The organism is Proteus sp. NMG38-2 (assembly GCF_020640995.1).
GTDB lineage: Bacteria > Pseudomonadota > Gammaproteobacteria > Enterobacterales > Enterobacteriaceae > Proteus.
On sequence record NZ_CP085481.1, the window covers coordinates 1,350,433 to 1,369,885 of the forward strand.

Annotated in this window: 18 protein-coding genes and 1 other annotated feature; of the genes, 7 read left to right on the plus strand and 11 right to left on the minus strand. The window is 37.6% G+C overall.

Going from position 1 to position 19,453, the window contains the following annotated elements:
• Positions 1-12: 12 nt before the first annotated feature.
• Genes hisC through hisG form a run of 3 tightly spaced genes read right to left on the minus strand, consistent with a single transcriptional unit; the run spans position 13 to position 3,319 of the window.
• Positions 13-1,095: a histidinol-phosphate transaminase gene (hisC, locus tag LG402_RS06335; protein ID WP_227336629.1), complete on the minus strand. Its 1,083-nt coding sequence runs from the start codon at positions 1,093-1,095 to the stop codon at positions 13-15.
• Positions 1,085-2,413, minus strand: a complete 1,329-nt coding sequence (hisD, locus tag LG402_RS06340) for a histidinol dehydrogenase (RefSeq protein ID WP_227336630.1) — start codon at positions 2,411-2,413, stop codon at positions 1,085-1,087. Before hisD ends, hisC begins: the two co-directional genes overlap by 11 nt.
• Positions 2,414-2,419: 6 nt before the next feature.
• Positions 2,420-3,319 (minus strand): ATP phosphoribosyltransferase, encoded by a 900-nt coding sequence (gene hisG, locus LG402_RS06345; RefSeq protein ID WP_227336631.1) that lies wholly within the window; start codon positions 3,317-3,319, stop codon positions 2,420-2,422.
• A 44-nt stretch (positions 3,320-3,363) separates the two neighbouring features.
• Positions 3,364-3,494 (minus strand) — a sequence feature (His leader region).
• A 356-nt stretch (positions 3,495-3,850) separates the two neighbouring features.
• Here hisG and LG402_RS06350 point away from each other — a divergent pair.
• Positions 3,851-4,672 carry an SDR family oxidoreductase gene (locus tag LG402_RS06350; protein WP_072069707.1) on the plus strand — a complete coding sequence of 274 codons (822 nt, stop codon included), beginning with the start codon at positions 3,851-3,853 and terminating at the stop codon, positions 4,670-4,672.
• Here the strand turns inward: LG402_RS06350 and LG402_RS06355 are convergent.
• Positions 4,669-5,289, minus strand: a complete 621-nt coding sequence (locus tag LG402_RS06355; RefSeq protein ID WP_166539074.1) for a glutathione S-transferase family protein — start codon at positions 5,287-5,289, stop codon at positions 4,669-4,671. The two genes, LG402_RS06350 and LG402_RS06355, sit on opposite strands and share 4 nt — an antisense overlap.
• A 157-nt stretch (positions 5,290-5,446) precedes the next feature.
• Here LG402_RS06355 and LG402_RS06360 point away from each other — a divergent pair, with 157 nt between their 5' ends.
• On the plus strand, positions 5,447-6,649 hold the full coding sequence (locus LG402_RS06360; RefSeq protein ID WP_109410075.1) for a serine hydrolase: 1,203 nt from the start codon (positions 5,447-5,449) through the stop codon (positions 6,647-6,649).
• Between the two features lie 148 nt (positions 6,650-6,797).
• Here LG402_RS06360 and LG402_RS06365 read toward each other — a convergent pair whose 3' ends face one another.
• From LG402_RS06365 to ybjG, 4 genes are all read right to left on the minus strand, one after another.
• A complete protein-coding gene (locus LG402_RS06365) occupies positions 6,798-8,468 on the minus strand; it encodes a formate--tetrahydrofolate ligase (RefSeq protein WP_227336632.1) in 1,671 nt (556 codons plus the stop codon).
• Between the two features lie 377 nt (positions 8,469-8,845).
• On the minus strand, positions 8,846-10,210 hold the full coding sequence (locus LG402_RS06370; protein WP_166539663.1) for an L-serine ammonia-lyase: 1,365 nt from the start codon (positions 10,208-10,210) through the stop codon (positions 8,846-8,848).
• A gap of 125 nt (positions 10,211-10,335) precedes the next feature.
• Positions 10,336-11,652 carry an HAAAP family serine/threonine permease gene (locus LG402_RS06375; RefSeq protein WP_227336633.1) on the minus strand — a complete coding sequence of 439 codons (1,317 nt, stop codon included), beginning with the start codon at positions 11,650-11,652 and terminating at the stop codon, positions 10,336-10,338.
• Between the two features lie 909 nt (positions 11,653-12,561).
• Positions 12,562-13,173 (minus strand): undecaprenyl-diphosphate phosphatase, encoded by a 612-nt coding sequence (gene ybjG / locus LG402_RS06380; RefSeq protein ID WP_166539661.1) that lies wholly within the window; start codon positions 13,171-13,173, stop codon positions 12,562-12,564.
• 237 nt (positions 13,174-13,410) lie between these two features.
• On the opposite strand from ybjG, the gene LG402_RS06385 reads away from it, so the two are divergent.
• Positions 13,411-13,836: a secondary thiamine-phosphate synthase enzyme YjbQ gene (locus tag LG402_RS06385; protein ID WP_227336634.1), complete on the plus strand. Its 426-nt coding sequence runs from the start codon at positions 13,411-13,413 to the stop codon at positions 13,834-13,836.
• Positions 13,837-14,090: 254 nt separating this feature from the next.
• Here the strand turns inward: LG402_RS06385 and LG402_RS06390 are convergent, their stop codons facing one another.
• Positions 14,091-14,354 carry a GrxA family glutaredoxin gene (locus LG402_RS06390; protein ID WP_088493321.1) on the minus strand — a complete coding sequence of 88 codons (264 nt, stop codon included), beginning with the start codon at positions 14,352-14,354 and terminating at the stop codon, positions 14,091-14,093.
• A 171-nt stretch (positions 14,355-14,525) separates the two neighbouring features.
• Between LG402_RS06390 and LG402_RS06395 the strand changes: the two genes are divergently transcribed.
• The 4 genes from LG402_RS06395 (at position 14,526) to LG402_RS06410 (ending at position 17,982) form a co-directional block, all read left to right on the plus strand.
• Positions 14,526-14,828, plus strand: coding sequence for a YbjC family protein (locus LG402_RS06395; RefSeq protein ID WP_109410069.1), 303 nt, complete (start codon positions 14,526-14,528; stop codon positions 14,826-14,828).
• Positions 14,829-14,996: 168 nt separating this feature from the next.
• Positions 14,997-15,512: a YbjN domain-containing protein gene (locus LG402_RS06400; protein ID WP_227336635.1), complete on the plus strand. Its 516-nt coding sequence runs from the start codon at positions 14,997-14,999 to the stop codon at positions 15,510-15,512.
• Between the two features lie 30 nt (positions 15,513-15,542).
• Complete coding sequence (gene rlmC / locus LG402_RS06405; RefSeq protein WP_166539659.1) at positions 15,543-16,676, plus strand: 23S rRNA (uracil(747)-C(5))-methyltransferase RlmC; 1,134 nt, start codon at positions 15,543-15,545, stop codon at positions 16,674-16,676.
• Positions 16,677-16,782: 106 nt separating this feature from the next.
• Positions 16,783-17,982 (plus strand): multidrug effflux MFS transporter, encoded by a 1,200-nt coding sequence (locus LG402_RS06410; protein ID WP_166539658.1) that lies wholly within the window; start codon positions 16,783-16,785, stop codon positions 17,980-17,982.
• A gap of 92 nt (positions 17,983-18,074) precedes the next feature.
• Here LG402_RS06410 and artM read toward each other — a convergent pair whose 3' ends face one another.
• Complete coding sequence (artM, locus tag LG402_RS06415) at positions 18,075-18,743, minus strand: arginine ABC transporter permease ArtM (protein ID WP_109408775.1); 669 nt, start codon at positions 18,741-18,743, stop codon at positions 18,075-18,077.
• Positions 18,743-19,447: an arginine ABC transporter permease ArtQ gene (gene artQ / locus LG402_RS06420; RefSeq protein WP_072069696.1), complete on the minus strand. Its 705-nt coding sequence runs from the start codon at positions 19,445-19,447 to the stop codon at positions 18,743-18,745. The genes artM and artQ overlap by 1 nt, the downstream gene beginning before the upstream one ends.
• Positions 19,448-19,453: the final 6 nt, after the last annotated feature.

A 19,453-nucleotide genomic window follows, 5' to 3' on the forward strand; every position in this document is an offset into this window, starting at 1 on the left:
TCGTTTTATCTTTTATACGTTTGCAGTTTGAATATTTTTTATAGCGTTGATCACGCTATCACATTCTTCGGTAGTACCGATAGAAATACGCAAGCAACCATTAAGCCCATATTGACGTTGTTGATCGCGTAAAATAATCCCTTGCTCCCATAAAGTACGGAAAACCTGATTAGCATCAGTGAATTTCACTAAAATATAGTTGGTTTCACTGTTATAAACCTGCTCGACATTCGGTAATTTTTTTAACGCTTCAGATAAGACCGCTCTGTTACGTGATATTTCAGCAACACGATTCTTCATCACATCAATACCTACCTCAGTTAATGCTTGTGCTGCAATATCGGCAACAGGTGTTGACAATGGATATGGGGCGATCACTTTTAGTAATAATTCAATGACTGGTGGATTGGCAAGCGTAAATCCACAGCGCAACCCTGCTAATGCAAATGCTTTCGATAAGGTGCGCAAAATGACTAAATTCGGATAATCTTCAAGCCATGAAACAATTGATGCTTGTGGACAAAATTCTATATAAGCTTCATCAACTGCAACTATAGCTTTGCCTTTAGCGAGTTCTAATACATCACGAATAAGTGAAGGGTTAACAATGTTTCCTGTTGGGTTATTGGGGCTACAAATATAGATCAGTTTTACATTATCAAGTTTTGATGCAATGGCTTTGACGTCGGGGCTCCAATCAGCAAGTGTAGGGACAACACGTTGTTCTATACCAAATGTTTCTGCACTTACGCTATACATGCCATAAGTGGGAGGACAATAAAGCACAGCATCTTTACCAGGTTCGCAAAACGCACGAATAAGTAGTTCAATGGCTTCATCTGCCCCACGACTGACTAAGACTTGATTTGGATTAACACCTGCATATGTAGCATAACGATTAATGACATTAACAGGCTGACACTCAGGGTAACGGTTTAAATTTTTTTCATTAAAAGTAAATTCAGGTGCAACAGGGTATTCATTTGCATTTAACCAAACCGAACCATTTCCGCCTAAACGTCTAGCAGATTGATAAGGAGTTAACTCACGTACATTTTTTCGGGCAAGTGAGGTGATATCAAATTCATTTTTCATCGTTATTTTTCCCCTGAGCCAAAGCATTAACACGAAGTGTGACCGCATTTTTGTGAGCGGTTAATTGTTCAGCTTGCGCTAGTATTTCAATAGTTTGTGCTAAATCAGATAAACCTTGTGCTGTGAGTTTTTGTACAGTCATGCGTTTCATAAAGTCAGCTAGACCTAAACTTGAGTAGGTTGAGGTATAACCATAAGTCGGTAGAACATGATTAGTGCCTGAAGCATAATCTCCCGCAGATTCAGGAGACCAAGCACCAAGAAAAACAGAACCGGCACTGGTAATGCTATCAACACGTGCATCAGCATCATTAGTTTGAATAATCAAGTGTTCAGGGCCATAGCTATTGCTGATTTCAATACATTGATCGAGATCGCGAGTAATAATGACTCGACTTTCAGCTAAAGCTTGTTTGGCAATTTCAGCTCGGCTTAATTGAGTAAGTTGTGTTTCCGTTTCAGCAATAACGGCTTTGGCTAATGTTTCATCTGGGGTTAATAATACGACTTGTGAATCAGGGCCATGCTCTGCTTGCGACAGTAAGTCAGCAGCAATGAATGCAGGATTTGCATCTGCATCAGCAATCACCAAAACTTCTGAAGGGCCTGCTGGCATATCAATAGCTGCACCTTGTAGCGATTGGCTGACTTGACGTTTGGCTTCCGTAACATAAGCATTACCGGGGCCAAAAATTTTATCTACTTTAGGGATAGATTCTGTACCAAACGCCATTGCGGCAATCGCCTGCGCGCCACCCACTTGGAATATTTCATCAATACCAATTTGTTGAGCAATATATAAAATTTCATCAGCAATAGGAGGGGGCGAGCATAGAATAACTTTGCGACAACCTGCAATACGCGCTGGGATACCTAACATCATTACGGTTGAAAGTAATGGAGCCGAACCTCCAGGAATATAAAGTCCTACAGCATCAATAGGTCTGCTTACTTGTTGACAAAATACACCAGGTTGAGTTTCCACGTTGATAGTGTTAGGAATTTGAGCTTCATGAAAACGGCGAATATTATTCATCGCCTGTGCTATTGCTTGTTTTATTTCGTTATTTAGTCTTGTTGTGGCTTCATCAATTTGCGTTTTTGGCACCAATACACTTTCCGGCGCTGCCTTATCGAATTTTTGGCTAAGTGCTTTAAGCGCTTTATCCCCATCATTGCGTACCTGTGAAATGATGCTAGCAACTTGTTCTGTAATTGAACCGGATGCTGAAATAGCAGGGCGAGTTAATAGCACTTGTTGCTGTTCTTGCGTGCATTCATTCCAGTAAGTTAATGTATTAAAACCCGTTTTCATCATTTCACCTTATTCCATCATTTTTTCAATTGGTAAAACAAGAATTGAACTCGCACCTAATGCTTTTAGTTTTTCCATGGTTTCCCAGAATAGGGTTTCACTGCTGACCATGTGCATTGCAACGCGATTCTGGTCACCCGCAAGAGGCAGAATAGTAGGTCTTTCAGCACCAGGAAGTAACGCAATGACATCTTCGAGGCAATCACTTGGTGCGTGTAACATAATGTATTTTGATTCTCGAGCTTGGATGACACCTTGAATACGCGTCAGTAAACGGTCGATAAGGGCTTGTTTGTCGGTTTCCATTTCTCCGTCGCGTTGGATCAAACACGCTTTTGAACGGTAAATAACTTCAACTTCTTTCAGACCGTTAGCTTCTAATGTTGCACCAGTAGAAACTAAGTCACAGATAGAGTCAGCAAGACCTGCACGAGGAGCGACTTCAACAGAGCCATTTAATAGACATGATTTAAATTTGATGCCTTTTTGGTCTAAATAACGTTTTAGTAGATTGGGGTAAGAGGTGGCAATACGTGTATTATCTAGGCATTCAACACCTTGATAGTCGAAATCAACAGGAGTCGCAAGAGATAAACGGCAACCACCAAAATCGAGGCGTCGTAGCGTGAGATAGCTTGGGGTTTCGCCTTGTGCGCGACGTTTTAATAATTCTTCTTCTAATACGTTTTCACCAATAATCCCTAAATCAACCACGCCGTCCATCACTAGACCTGGAATATCGTCATCTCTTACACGTAAAATATCGATTGGCATATTTTCCGCATAAGCGATCAGACGTTGTTGGTTTAAGTTAATTTTGATGCCACAACGCGCTAAAAGGGCACGAGACTCATCACTTAAACGACCTGATTTTTGCATTGCAATTCTTAATCTTGTTTTGTCTAACATAATATTACCCTGTCCTTGTCTCAATTTTTTGTTTAAAAATTAGCTATAAAAAAACCCCGGAAGTTGCCTTCCGGGGTTTTTATTGTTTGTCTGCATTCAGACCACCGGAAGCGTTTCTTAAACGTCTTCCAGCACTCATCGCCTGAAAGACTAGTCAGGATGATGGTGATGATGGTGGTTTAGTTGAATGCTATACATAATTATTTTCCTAGCTAATTACACTATTTGTTATTTGATATGCCCGTTACTATTAATTTGTATTTAGTAACCAACATTCAGAATTTGTCTGCCTTTCAACCTACATGATTTGCAAAGTGAAAAGCAACCTATTTTTTAATAATAATTTAATTATTTTGTAACCTTTTGTTTTTAATGCTATTTTAATATTTCTCTTATTTACTTAATGTGGCAAGTGAGCGAGTATATGGGGGTATGCTAAAAATTAACGAAATATAAGTAGTATTTATATGTAATGGCGAAATGAAAATTTTATAGCATACTTTAACTAAGCCATTTAAGTAGGGGAGCAAAATGAAACGAATAACCATCGTTGGATTAGGTTGGTTAGGTTTACCACTTGCCGCTGCGTTGCGTGATGCAGGTTATCAAGTTAAAGGGACTAAAACCACCGAAGATGGCGTAGAAGCAGCAAGAATGAGTGGCGTTGATTGCTGTTTAGTGAATTTAACACCCGCAATTGAATGTGATAGAGATGATTTTGATTACTTAATGGAAACTGACGTACTGATCATCACGTTGCCACCAAGTGCCGCTGGTGGCGGTTATGATTATGTTGAAGCTATTCAAACGTTAGTGGATAGTGCAATGTCTCGCCATGTTACAAGAGTGATTTATATTAGCTCTACTTCTGTATATGGCAATCAAACAGGTAATATCACAGAAGAAATGGATATTCGGCCAGAAACACAATCGGCAAAAATGTTAGCTGAAGTTGAAAACTGGTTACATCGTTTACCGTTAACCACGGTTGATATTCTTCGATTGGCTGGGTTAGTTGGCCCCGGTCGTCATGCAGGACGTTTTTTATCAGGTAAAAAACAGGTAAAAGGCGCGCATCAGTGTGTCAATTTAGTCCATTTAGATGATGTAATTTTTGCGGTTGAACAACTGCTTGCACAAAATGAAGGTGGTCATTTATATAATTTATGTGCCCCAATTCATCCTAAAAAGAAAGATTTTTACTCAAGAGTATCCTCTCAGCTTGATCTTATTCCCCCAGAATTTGCAGATGAAGAGAAGCCGTTAATACGGGAGATTGACGGTCAGGAGATCTGTCGAGATCTTGGATTCCATTACCATTATCCAGATCCCGACAAAATGCCAATGAATTAACTTACAGGCAGTAACACGATATCACGGAAAAGAGATCTTTCACTTAATTGTGCAAACCATCGTTCAATATGTGGGAAGTGAGGTCGGTCTTTACAAACCTCGAGCCATGGATAAACCAGTGGTGCGATAGCGATATCAGCAAGAGAGATCTCATCTCCAGCAAAATAAGTTGTTTTTGCCAGTTGGTTATCTGCAATTTTTATCAGTTTGTTAAGCTTTTCTTTTAATGCTTCAACAAGCTCGGGGTTCTGTTGCTCTTTAGGTGTGCGAACAATCATTATCATCATTTGTTGAATGGGTGAAAATAGGCTGCCATTTGACCAATCCATCCATTTTTCTACATTTGCTCGTTGTTTAGGATCAATTGGATAGAGTGCGTTATTCTCATATTTTGAGCATAAATAACGAATAATGGTATTAGACTCCCATAACACAAAGTCATCATCTTGTAATGTTGGGATAGAAGCATTGGGATTCATTGCTAAATAATTTGCTTCATTGAGTCCGCCAAATGGGCCTCCAACATCAATTTGCTCATAAGGAACATTTAACTCCTTTAAGCACCAAAGAACTTTTTTAACGTTAGATGAGTTTTTTCTACCCCAGACTTTTAACATAAAGGTCTCCTAAACCACGATAAGTAATAAAATTTCCCTCTATAGGGCGCTAAACATGAATATAAGATAAATCTCTATATATCAATGTTGGCGTCTTATTCCAGAAAGCCATATAGTAGGAAAGCTTTAACAAATTGATATAAAAGGGTGATCGGTAATGAAAAAAAATATTCCATCTGTTCTGGGTAAGGTTACCGCGGGAATGGGTTTACTGCTAATTATTTCTAGTCCTTCATTTGCGGTAAATAATCCTGTACCTCCTCAAATAGAGGCAAAATCTTATGTATTAATGGATTACAATAGCGGAAAAATTTTGGCATCGGAGAAACCTGATGAGCGTTTAGATCCCGCAAGTCTGACCAAAATCATGAGTAGCTATGTGGTTGGACAAGCCATCAAAGAAGGGCGAATGTCGCCAGACGATATGGTGATTGTAGGGCGCAATGCGTGGGCAACAGGTAATCCGGTATTAAAAGGTTCATCATTGATGTTCTTGAAACCGGGTGATCAGGTCAAAGTCATTGATTTAAATCGTGGTATGGTCATTCAATCAGGTAATGATGCGAGTATCGCATTAGCTGAACATGTTGCGGGCAGTCAGGAAACCTTTGTGGATTTAATGAACTCCTATGCTAACAACCTGGGTTTAAAAAATACGCACTTTAAAACAGTCCATGGATTAGATTCTGACGGGCAATATACAACAGCACAAGATATGGCACTGTTAACAGCTGCTATGATCCGTGATGTTCCTTCAGAATACGAAATACATAAAGAAAAAGAATTTACATTCAACAATATTCGTCAGCCAAACCGCAATCGTTTATTGTGGAATAAGAATATGAATGTTGATGGTGTGAAAACAGGTCACACGAGTGGTGCTGGATATAATCTTGTATCTTCGGCAACTGAAGGTGATATGCGCTTAATTGCGGTTGTTTTAGGAACTCCATCAGATAAAATCCGTTTTGCTGAAAGTGAAAAATTATTAGGCTGGGGTTTTCGTTTTTTCGAAACGGTAACACCGGTTAAAGAAAACACACCACTAACAACGCAAAAAGTATGGTATGGCGATAAAGGTGAAGTGGCTTTAGGTGTCGCTAATGATGCTTCAATCACGATTCCTAAAGGTGAACTGAAAAATTTAAAAGCCTCGTTTACTTTAACTAATCCAGTATTAGAAGCGCCACTAACGCAAAATCAGGTTGTGGGTACAGTTAACTTCTTATTAAACGATGAAATCATTGAACAACGTCCTTTAGTGGTAAAAGAAGCGGTTGAAGAAGGTGGTTTCTTTAGTCGTATCTGGGATTTTGTGGTTAAAACAGTATCTGGCTGGTTTAACGCTATTTTTGGTTAATTTATCAATAATAGTTTTATCAATGCGTTACTGAGATTTCACCCATAAAGAAAGATTAGTTGTTGTTTTTAAAAAAAATCCGTAATTAAAATAATGATTACGGATTTTTTGTATTTAATGAGATAAAGAGATTGCACACTTTAGAGACTTAAATAAGTCCATCAATTTTCCCTTGATTATCAACATCTACGGCAATGGCCGCTGGCGTTTTCGGTAGTCCAGGCATAGTGGTGATAGAGCCTGTCAGTGCGACAACAAAGCCAGCACCAGCAGAAACATACACTTCGCGCACATTTATCGAAAAATCAGTAGGGCGACCTAATAAAGCGGGATTATCCGAGAGAGAATATTGTGTTTTTGCCATACATACGGGGAAATGACCGAAACCCATATTTTCTATTTGTTCCAACATTTTGCGAGCATGTTGGCTATAGGTCACACCATTTGCTCCATAGATCTCTTTTGCGACAGTATTAATTTTTTCACTAAGTGAGGCATTATCAGGATAAATTAATTGGAATTGACTATGTTCATTTTCAAGTGTATCAATGACTTGATTCGCTAATTCAATACCGCCTGCGCCCCCTTTTTCCCACACTTTTGTAATTGCAAATCGACAATCCCTATCTAGACAAAATTGCTCGATAAACTGATGTTCTGCAATACTATCGGTAACATAGGCATTAAGTGAAACAATCACAGGTAAGCCATATTTTTTAAGGTTTTCAATATGTTTTTCTAGATTGACAATACCTTTTTCAAGCGCAACTAAATCCTCATTATTCCATTCGCCTTTACCTAAGCCACCGTTATATTTTAGTGCTTTTGTAGTCACAACAATCACTGCACAATCTGGGTGTAATCCACTTATTCTGCATTTTATATCAAAGAATTTTTCAGCACCTAAATCAGCACCAAAACCCGCTTCTGTAATAGTGATATCAGCAAGTTGAAGAGCCAATTTTGTTGCTCTCACACTATTACAACCATGGGCAATATTAGCGAATGGGCCACCATGAATAATTGCTGGCGTATTTTCGAGTGTCTGCACTAGATTAGGGTTAATAGCATCTTTTAACAAACTGGCCATTGCGCCAACAGCTTGTAAATCGTTTGCAGTGATAGGGGCGCCATTGTAAGAATAAGCAACAATGATCTGAGAAAGTCTTTGTTTTAAGTCTTGAATATCCTCAGCTAAACATAGGATTGACATAATTTCAGAAGCAACAGTAATAACAAAGTTATCTTCTCTTGTGATACCGTCTTTCTCGCCACCCAATCCCACAACAATATTTCGTAAAGCGCGATCGTTCATATCCATACAACGTTTAAACACGATTTTCTTAGGATCGATATTTAAAGGATTACCTTGATAAATGGAGTTATCAAGCATGGCGGCCAGTAAGTTGTTTGCTGATGTAATCGCATGAAAATCGCCAGTAAAATGAAGATTAAGATCTTCCATTGGCACAACTTGAGAATAACCCCCCCCAGCAGCTCCCCCTTTAATGCCAAAGCAAGGGCCTAATGAGGGTTCGCGTAATGCGATAATGGCACTTTTTCCAATATGGTTAAGGGCTTGCCCTAATCCAACGGTGACGGTTGTTTTACCTTCACCTGCAGGGGTAGGATTAATTGCGGTGACTAAAACCAGTTTTCCTGTTTTTTTTGTAGCAACTTTAGGCCAAATGCTGTGGCTAAATTTAGCTTTGTATTTGCCATAAAATTCGATATCGTCTTGATCAATATTTAAATTTTTAGCAATGTCTTGAATTGGTAAGAGGTGTGCTTCTTGGGAGATTTGAATATCTGATTTCATTTTAGTTCTCTTTTTTATCCCGCTTTTGATGTCTCTAGTGATCTTTACTCATCAACTGTAGCCAAGGATCTAAATAAGGCCAATAGATTGATTAAGTTGTAATTATTTTCTATTCGATAACGTGTTTATCGTCACACCCTTTAAATAATTTTTGTAACAGACTCCTATCTTTGACATTTTGCTACTTATATTGAGTGATATTTCTGTTTTCAATATTGAGTTTTCTTCTACCCGTATTTTAACTAAGGATGATAATTTAATCTCATCCAAAAAAGATATTCAAAGGGAAGAGCATCATTCTTGATTTTAGATAATAAAAAAGGCGCTGATATCAGCGCCTTACCCATTATAAATATCTGTATTTTGGACTCTCAGGTTTAGTCACAAGAAATTTTAATCGCTAATCCACCTTGAGAAGTTTCACGATATTTAGCATTAATGTCTTTACCGGTTTCGTACATTGTTTCAATGACTTTATCTAAACAAATACGAGGGTCGCTGACACGACGTAACGCCATACGAGATGAGTTTACTGCTTGTACGGCTGCGATAGCATTACGTTCAATACAAGGAACTTGTACTTGTCCTGCAACTGGGTCGCAGGTAAGCCCTAAGTTATGCTCCATTGCAATTTCCGCTGCAATACAAACTTGCTCTGGGCTACCGCCTAAAAGCTCAGTTAATGCACCAGCCGCCATTGAACAAGCAACACCCACTTCGCCTTGGCAACCCACTTCAGCACCCGAGATAGATGCATTCATTTTGTAAAGAGAACCAATAACACCTGCGACTAAGAAAAAGCGAGTATAAGAATTTTCATTTACAGGACGAATGAATTTATCGTAGTAAGAAAGTACCGCAGGGATAATGCCACATGCTCCGTTTGTCGGTGCTGTTACAACACGTCCACCAGCCGCATTTTCTTCATTGACGGCAAGGGCGAACATATTGATCCAGTCAACAACAGTCATAGGATCGGTTGTGGTTTTATCTTCTGTTACTAACATACGACGTAATGCAGAAGCACGGCGCGGTACACGTAATGGTCCTGGTAATAAGCCTTCGGTATTTACACCTCGCTCAATACCAGACTTCATTACTTCCCAAACAGCAGCTAAATGAGCCGAAATTTCTTCTTTGCTACGCAATGCTAATTCGTTTTGCATCACTAATGCAGATAAAGAGAGACCTGTTTCTTTACAATGACGACGTAAATCAGCCGCATATTGATAAGGATAAGGGACTTGAACCGTATTTTCTTCAGGTTGACCAAAATGCTCTTCATCAACAATAAAACCACCGCCAATAGAATAATAGGTTTTTTTCAATAGAACCTGTTCACCATTATAAGCGGTGATGGTCATACCATTCTCATGGAGGGGTAAATTGCTTTTATGAAAATTCATACCACCATCAACAGGGAAATCCACTTCTTTAATGCCATTTGCTAGCATTAAGCGGCCTGTTGCTTCTACTTGTTTTATAAATGGGGTAATAGAATCTATATCGACAGTATCGGGTAAATTTCCTGCTAATCCCATAATAATAGCAATATCAGTTGCGTGACCTTTACCCGTTAAAGATAAAGAGCCATAAACATCAACGATAACGCGGGAAACAGAAGAAAGTAGATTTTTTTCAGCAAGGATATCAACGAATTCTTTACCTGCTTTCATTGGGCCTACAGTGTGTGAACTTGAAGGACCGATACCGATTTTAAAAATATCAAAGACGCTAACCATAATATTCGCCTCCCTAATTAATTTAAAGGCGCAACTGTGTGATTATTAGAGTGATAAGTGTCAGTTTTGAAGTCTAAATCTGTAATGGCTACTTCCTTTTATGAAAGTAGCCATTAGATGCCTTATTAGCCCACGAAAGAGTTAATTAAGCTATAGAAAACTGCTGAGATTGCGATAAGGCCCATGATTACAACGAATACGTTGCTGATATGGCCTTCGTATTTCTTCATTGCTGGTACTTTACGGATTGCATACATAGGCATCAGGAACAGTAACATTGCGATAATTGGACCACCTAATGTTTCAATCATACCTAAAATGCTTGGGTTTAACGTTGCCACGATCCACGTTGTAACCAGCATAAACAGTGCAGTGATTTTGTTTAAACGATCTTTTTCGATTGTTTTACCTTTTTCACGCAGTGATTTGATGATTAAACCGTTGAAACCTTCACGAGCACCTAAGTAGTGACCTAAGAAAGATTTAGTAATCGCAACGAAAGCAATAAATGGAGCAATATAAGCGATAACTGGTGCTTCAAAATGGTTAGCAAGGTAAGACAGGATACTGATGTTCTGTGCTTTTGCTTCTGCTAAGTTTTCTGGTGTTAAGCTAAACACACAGCTAAACACGAAGAACATTACAGTGATAACCATCATGATGTGCGCATAAGCTAAAATGCGTGAACATTTTTTCTCAGCGTTTTCGCCATATTCTTCACGTTTTGCAACAGCAAACGCAGAGATGATAGGAGAGTGGTTAAAAGAGAACACCATTACAGGAATAGCTAACCATAGAGTTACTAATAGGCCTTGGCCCATACCTGATGTTGTTGCGTGATCAAAAGAGAGAGTATCAAGAACCGCACCATTCCACTCTGGGATCAGATACAGTGCCAAGATCATCAGGACAACGACAAATGGGAACACTAACACGCTCATTGCTTTAACGATAGCTTGTTCACCAAAGCGAATGATCGACATGATACCGATGATCAGTATCAGTGATAAAATTGCACGAGGTGGTGCAGACATGTGCATTTGGTTCACAATAAAGCTTTCTACTGTATTGGTGATAGCAACACTATAAACCAATAAAATAGGATAAATAGCAAAGAAATAGAGCAGAGTAATCAGTTTACCTGCTGTTTTACCAAAGTGTTCTTCAACAACTTCAGTGATATCTTCACCTGGGTTTTTACCTGATAACACAAAGCGGCACATACCACGGTGTGCAAAGAAGGTCATTGGAAATGCAAGCACTAACATGATCAACAAAGGAATTAAACCACCGATCCCTGCGTTGATAGGTAAAAATAGAACGCCAGCACCGATAGCCGTACCATATAAACCTAACATCCATACAGTATCTGATTTACGCCATATTTTGTAATCACCTTGGGTGTTACCCGATGCGATAGAACCAGCTTTGGTTGTATCCATAATACTCTCCGAAATAACGCGGTAAAAAAAATAATGAATAAAAATAAGAGCGTGATTTTATTTCTTATCAGAAACAATCACGACATAAATTTAATTATGAATAAATGAGTGCATTGAGTACCTGGTGTTATCTCAATATCTTCAATTACCACATACTAAAATCTTTAAATTTCAAAAGAATTAGACTCTTCTAAAATTTGAAAAAATATTCGATAAGTTTATATCCAGACTTAAGAGGTGCAGAATATAGTGTTTTTCAGGATAAACTACCGTGATCACCATCTCAAATGCTAAATATAACTGAAAAACCTAAAAATGTAACATTTTTTATATTTTGTGTTTTTAGAGGGGGTTTTAAAACATTTTGAAATACTTTTCCATTTTTAATCGGAATTGAAAATAAAGCCAAATATCTAAATATTCATATGTTAATGATTAAATTTAGGCTTTTTTATTTCTTCTAAAATAAATGATTTAAATCAATCTGGTTATTTTTATTCACAATTAAAACATTATATTAACCTTGCATGTTGTTGATATATATGAATTAATTATTTTCTTTTATTTATGTATAAAAGTAGACAAAAGAATATAAAAATAAGGGAATACGATTATTTATTAATGATTTTTCTTTATTCTATGAAATAAATATAACAACAATTCAATCATAAGTAGAATATTGTTTATTATTACGACAATAAATTTGTTAATAAATGAGTCTGATACATTACTATATAACGAATATAAAAACTTCATTTTGATTAAAATAACAACATATTTATTTTTGGACAAATAATATAATAATAGAGGATATTTTTATTTATATATTAATATATCAACGTGGAGATTGACTTAAGTTAAATATAAAAAAGACCACAATAAATATGGTCTTTTTCAATGTAAGAAAGGTTAGGCTTTTGTCCAACCTTTACGAATGGGATAAGCAAAACAGAGCTGATAAAGCTGTTGTACCCATTTTTGGAGTATATCTCCGCCCTTAGACCAGAACATCTGACTTAAGCCACAAGAAAGCAAAGCCACAATAAAAGCACCTATCATATCGATTGGCCAATGCACACCAAGGTAAATACGAGCCCAAGCAATCGCTAGTCCTAAACCTAGCATGATATAACCAATACGTTTACTGTTATGCCAAAACAGATAAGCTAATGCAATGGTAAAAACAAACGTACCGTGGTTGCTAGGGAATGAAGGTGTTGCATCATGATCAAGGAAGTTATGACCAATATTAGCAGCGAAAGGACGCTCATGCGGAGCAATTGCACCAATTAACCAAGAGATAGACAATGCAATAGCTAAAGATACTGCGGCTTTGCAGGCTAATGTTCTTTGCTGGCTAAGATGTTTTTCATTACCCCACAACCAATAGGACACTAAAGATAAAGGAAAAAGATAGACAAGGTACTTAGCAATAATTATCGCCATACCGATTTCGAAAGGAGATGCCGCAGGTGTTGCATTCATCATTGAAAATACGGCTAAATTAAATTGTTCCAGCAAAGTAGGCTCCATACATGTCGTGCTGATAAGCGATGTTTATGATACATAATACGCAAGTTTTTAAGGGTAAATGAGGGAGTAATAAGGGTAAAGTGTTTTTTTCTTATTTAATTGTGCTTTTTTTAAAGAATTGTCAGTTTTAGATTTAACTGAGCTAAAGCACTCTTAAAAAGAGTATTTCGCTTATGGTATCGCTCTCGCATTGTTCTTTTTTCTTATTTTCAACGAGGTATAAAAATGTGGCCCCAAAAAAACATCATACTCAACGCAAGGCCGAGAGGGTTCCACTTAATTACACAGGCATTGATTCAAGAATTATCCGAACTAAGACAATATAAAATTGGAATAGCTCATTTTTTTATTCAACATACATCAGCTTCATTAACGATTAATGAAAATGCCGACCCGACAGTACGAAGTGACTTTGAAAGTTTCTTTAATCAAAGTGTTAAAGAGGATGAAGATTACTATCTTCACACTTATGAAGGTAGTGATGATATGCCAGCCCATATAAAAAGTAGTTTACTTGGGCAAAGCGTCACGATCCCTATTAGTCAAGGTGAACTTAATTTAGGAACTTGGCAGGGGATTTATCTTGGGGAACATCGTGATCGTGGTGGCCGTCGTCGTATTATTGTGACATTGCAAGGCGAGTGTTATTAGATTGCAGGCAATAAAAAACCCGACAGTTATTTCACCAAAGGGGTTGAAACTATCGGGCTCCTCAATATTTGGGGACATCAAAGAAAAGCAGTGGCACTAATTCAGACTCCAGGTTAGATAGAAAGTTCGCTGACTAATGAAAAAAAGTAGGATTATTTTTTGGAAAGAGGGGAATATAAAGAGATAATGAGTAAAATAAAAAGGGAAAAGCGCTAAAACATATTGAAAGTTAAGCTGTTTTAGCGCTTTTTTAATTAGTTGTATATGCCTAAATTTTCTTTAGCATAAGCTTCAAAATCTGTGCAACCACCAATGTGTTTCTCATCAATGAAAATTTGTGGCACAGTTTCAACTTCTTTACCGACGGTTTTAGATAAATCAGCTTTTGTAATTCCTTCAGCTTGAATATCTACATAGCGGAAATCAAAATCGTCACGTTTTTCAGATAGAGTTTCAGCCAGTTGTTTAGCACGTACACAATATGGGCAACCCGGACGACCAAAAATAACAACAAACATACGACACTCCTTATTGAGGAAATAAAATTCAGGCATAATAGTCTTTATTGGTTGATACTATGCCCTTTTATTAGGCTAAACAAAAACAGTTATTGCCTTTTAGTGTGATAAATTATACCAATTTGCCGAATAATGAGATAGGACTGCGATACAGCATTTAGCGGAGAAAATATGGAAAAGCCTTCTAAACGGGATATGAAATCACTGTCTGATATGCCAAAACCCATCATAATCATAGAGATCGTGGGGATTATTTTATTAGTGGTTGCATACTTATATATCAATCAATATATCACTTCTCCGCAGTGGTTAGGTACCTACACGGGGCAATTAACTCTGGTTGTTCTGGGCGTTATCTGTATGATCCCACCTTCTATTCATATTGTATGGCGGGCGATTTATCGCTTAACGTTTTTAGGTATTGATAACAATCCCGCGAATAATAAAAAGAAAAAAGAGAATAACAAAGAATAGCGTACTGTTTTTTCTCAACAAAGCATGAAAAACTAAGAAAACCCAATTTGTAAATTGGCTTAATTTTCTTAGTTTTTCTATTTATTAGTGCCTTCAAGATAGAAAAAGTGGCAAAATAGCCTTAATGCCCAAAGGCACTCTTTTCTTTAGCGCGTAAAGGTTATTTGAATGAACGCTGTTGTTACCCCCGATCTGGATCAGCTAAAATCTTGGCTTGATGAACTACAGATTGCTTATTATGAATGTGACTCTTGTCAGGCGTTACATTTACCACATCTTCAATATATCAGCGGCATATTTGATGCTAAAATTGATATTCTCGAAGATGTGCTTGTATTTACCGCTATCGCTGAATTAAAACCCTCAGCAATAGTGCCTTTAATGGCAAATCTAAGCCAAATAAATGCAAGTTCTTTGTTTATTAAAACATTTTTAGAAATTAGTGATGAAAACTTACCTAAGTTAGTATTCTGCCAATCATTCCCTGTTGCTGCGGGGATCTCACTGAATCAATTTGATCTGTTCTTACAAAAAGCAGAAGAACAATCGGCTGAAGTTGTCAGTGAAATTTTTAATAATGGTTTCTTGTATGGTGAAAAACAAGAAAACGAAAATGAAGAAGAAGATGAAGAAGAAGTTGAAATAAGTAGTTCATCAACTGACTCCTCCTATACTGTACATTAATATTAATCTCCATAACGGTCACAAAATCTTATGCAATGCGCACGCTTTAGTGCGGGTGATTGTCATTCTTGTGAATGGCTTTCTCTTGCTTATTCTGAACAAATCAAGAAAAAACAGCACAGCTTATTATCATTGCTACCTGAAGATTATGCTTTTAATAAATTAGCGCCTGTTGAAAGCCAGCAAGCGCAATTTCGTAATAAAGCAAAAATGGTAGTCAGTGGCAGTGTTGAAAAACCTGTATTAGGTCTAAAAACACGAGAGGGTGTGGCTGTCGATTTATGCGAATGCCCTCTTTATCCTGACTCTTTTGCACCGACATTCCCAATTTTAAAAACATTTATAGCGAGAGCAGGATTAGTACCTTACGACATTGAGCGTCGTCGTGGTGAACTTAAGTTTATTTTATTAACTGAAAGCAGAAGCAATGGCACGATAATGTTGCGTTTTGTTTTGCGCTCAGAAAAAAAATTAGAACAACTTCACAAAGCACTTCCGTGGTTACAAGAACAACTGCCTCAATTAGCTGTTATCTCTGTGAATATTCAACCTGTTCATATGGCTATTCTTGAAGGTGAAAAAGAAATTATTCTGACTGAAAAAGCATTTTTGGATGAATCTTTTAATCAAATTCCATTACATATTCGTCCTAGAGGTTTTTTCCAAACTAATCCAGAGGTTGCTTCATCACTTTATGCTACGGCAGGTCGTTGGGTAAGAGAATTAAATATCTCACATTTGTGGGATATGTTTTGTGGATCAGGAGGCTTTGGATTACATTGCGCAGATAAATTGACCCAATTGACAGGAATTGAAATTAGCCCTGAAGCAATAGAATGTGCACGTCTCTCTGCTCATGAATTAGGGCTAGAGCATGTTGAGTTTCAAGCCTTAGATTCAACCGGTTATGCATTAGCTAAAGAGTCAGTGCCTGAATTAGTGCTTGTTAATCCGCCAAGGCGAGGTATTGGTGAGGCATTGTGCGGTTATCTAAATAAAATGAAACCTCGCTTTATTCTGTACTCTAGCTGTAATGCTCAAACCATGGCTAAAGATATTCAGCAACTTTCTCATTATCGTATTGATAGAGTGCAGTTGTTTGATATGTTTCCTCATACTGCTCATTATGAAGTGCTTACATTATTGGTATTGCAAGATAGTTAAGATATTCATTACAAAATAGGTAATGGGTGTTAGTATAAATAAGTATTTAACGCTCGATGGATAACATCGGGCGTTTTCTTTTTTGATTAGATAGGCATTTTATTTTATGCAGAATTTAAAAGCGTTGTTATTAGTGATGGTACTATTAGGGCCATTAGGGATTGATCTCTATTTACCGACTATACCTGCAATTGCTCAAGATTTAGGAAGCAGTGAATCCCTTATTCAATCGACTATCGCTTTATTTATTTTAGTGTTGGGGATAGGGCAACTTATATCAGGGCCTTTGGTGGATAAGTTTGGTCGTAAACCTATCGCTATCGCTGGGATCTTTATCTATATTGTGGGTTCTGTCATTGCAACGATTTCGACAGACTCAACGCTTTTTATTATTTCGCGATTATTACAAGCTTCAGCAGTGTGCTGTACCTCCGTTGTGGCTTTTACCTGCGTTCGTGACTGTTTTAATGGTAATGAAGCCGCCCGTGTTTTTGGCTTTTTAAATGGTACCTTAAATATTATTCCTGCGCTTGCACCTTTATTAGGTGGATTATTAGCTGAGTATTGGGGATGGCGCGCGCCTTTCGGATTTTTAATTTTCTATTCGGTATTTGTGCTAGTTTTGATCACTCGCTTCTTGCCTGAAACTAAACCTGAAAATACAGCTCAATCAAAACAGAAATTAGGTAAAACATACCTTGAGATTTTATGTAGTAAACGTTTTTTAACTTTTGCCTTAGTGAATGCAGGCACAATGGGAATGGCGTTAACTTATGTTTCATTTGCCCCTATTGTGTTGATGAATGATGCGAAACTATCACCGCTGATTTTTTCCATTGTTTTTGGTGTAAATGGTTTTTGGATAATGTTTGTCAGTTTTTATGCAAACCGTGTGATCCACCGTGTTGGCAGACCTATTTGTTTGATCTTAGGGGGCGGATTAATGGGATTAGGCTGCGTGAGTTTGTTATTAAGCTTAATGTTTATTCCTGCTGGAATACAAAACCATTGGCTGATTTATATGCTCCCTGTAGCAAGTGCTTGTGCTGGATTAGCCTTTATTATGGGGCCTGCGACAAGTTATGCACTTGAGCCATATTCGCAAACGGCAGGCATTGCCTCTGCTTTAGTTGGTTTTATTCAAATGGCAGGCGGTGCTGCTTTTGGTTTAACTGCACTGGCATCACCTGTACAACCTAAATTAGCGTTAGCTGTTGTCATGTTAATTGGGAGTTTATTGGCATGGAATGCGTATCGAGTAAGCCATAAAGAAGCGTTAATAGAAAAACAGGCTACACAAAAATAGGACATGTATTTGTTGTTTATTCCAACATAAAAAATACCCCAGAGTGAAAAAAATCTGGGGTATTTTTTTATCGACAGTTTGGTTTAGACGTTTTAATTACGATGTTCAAACTCTAAGGCTTTTTTCTCAATCAATCTCATTAGAAGTGTCAGTATTCCGTTGATGCCTAAATAAATAATACCTGCGGCAACAAAGACCATCACATCATAACTTTGACCAAATACTTGTCGGCTATAACCTGTTAATTCAAGCAATGTGATCGTACTGGCGAGTGAGGTACTTTTAAATATCAATACAACTTCGTTTGAATAGGATGAAAGCGCACGCTTAAATGCATAAGGCAATATTACTCTTGCTGTTTGCACTGGCGACATACCTAATGCTTGGCAAGATTGCCATTGTCCTGAAGGAATAGCTCTTACTGCACCATAAAAAAGTAAGGTTGAATAAGCGGCACTATTTAATGCTAATGTGACCATGGCACAAAACCACGGTGTTGATAATAACTCCCAAATCAGAGGGAATTTTTGCAACACAGGAAATTGTCCAGGGCCATAATAGATTAAGAAAAACTGCACTAATAACGGTGTACCGGTAAATAAGGTGATATACGCTTTTACAATTTGAGTAATAACAGGGGTTTTTAATGCCAAAATAAAGGTCATTAAAACTGAAAGTGTAAAGGCTACCAATAAAGCCACTAATGTTAATGACAAGCTGGTTGGTAATCCCGGTAAAATATCAACAATATAATCCCACATTATGAGGCACTCCGTTCAAATCGAGTTGTTCTCATTTCTAACCATTTCAGGATATATTGACTGACTAGCGTAATGGCTAAATAAATCAGTGCAACAATGCTATACCAAGTAAAAGGCTCTTGAGTTCTATTAGCTATACTTTGTGTCTGTAACATTAAATCATTAACACTGATTAATGAGACTAAAGCTGTATCTTTTAATAAAACTAACCACTGATTACCTAAACCAGGTAAAGCATGACGCCACATTTGAGGCATAATAAAGCGGAAGAAAATAGTAATACGACCCATACCTAACGCTTGGCCGGCTTCCCATTGTCCTGTTGGTACCGCTTTTAAGGCGCCACGTAATGTTTGTGAAGCATAAGAAGCATAAAGAAGTGAAAGGGCGATAACACCACAATAGAAAGGTAGAGATTCAGTATCACCAAAATCTATTTGTAAGGTGAAAGAACCTAATTCAATGCCATCCATTAAGATCATGACACCTTGTAAGGTGCCATAATAGACAAAAAGAACCACCAGCATTTCTGGTAGTCCTCTGATTAGTGTTACCCAGCATGTTCCTAAGAAAGCAAAGGCTTTCCATCTCGCGGATTCCCATGCTGTAAACAACATGGCGAGAACTAATCCAATGATAAGAGCAGAAATAGCAAGTGAGACCGTAGTAACGGCCGCACCTGCTAGAGTTGTTATTTCATTCATTTATTA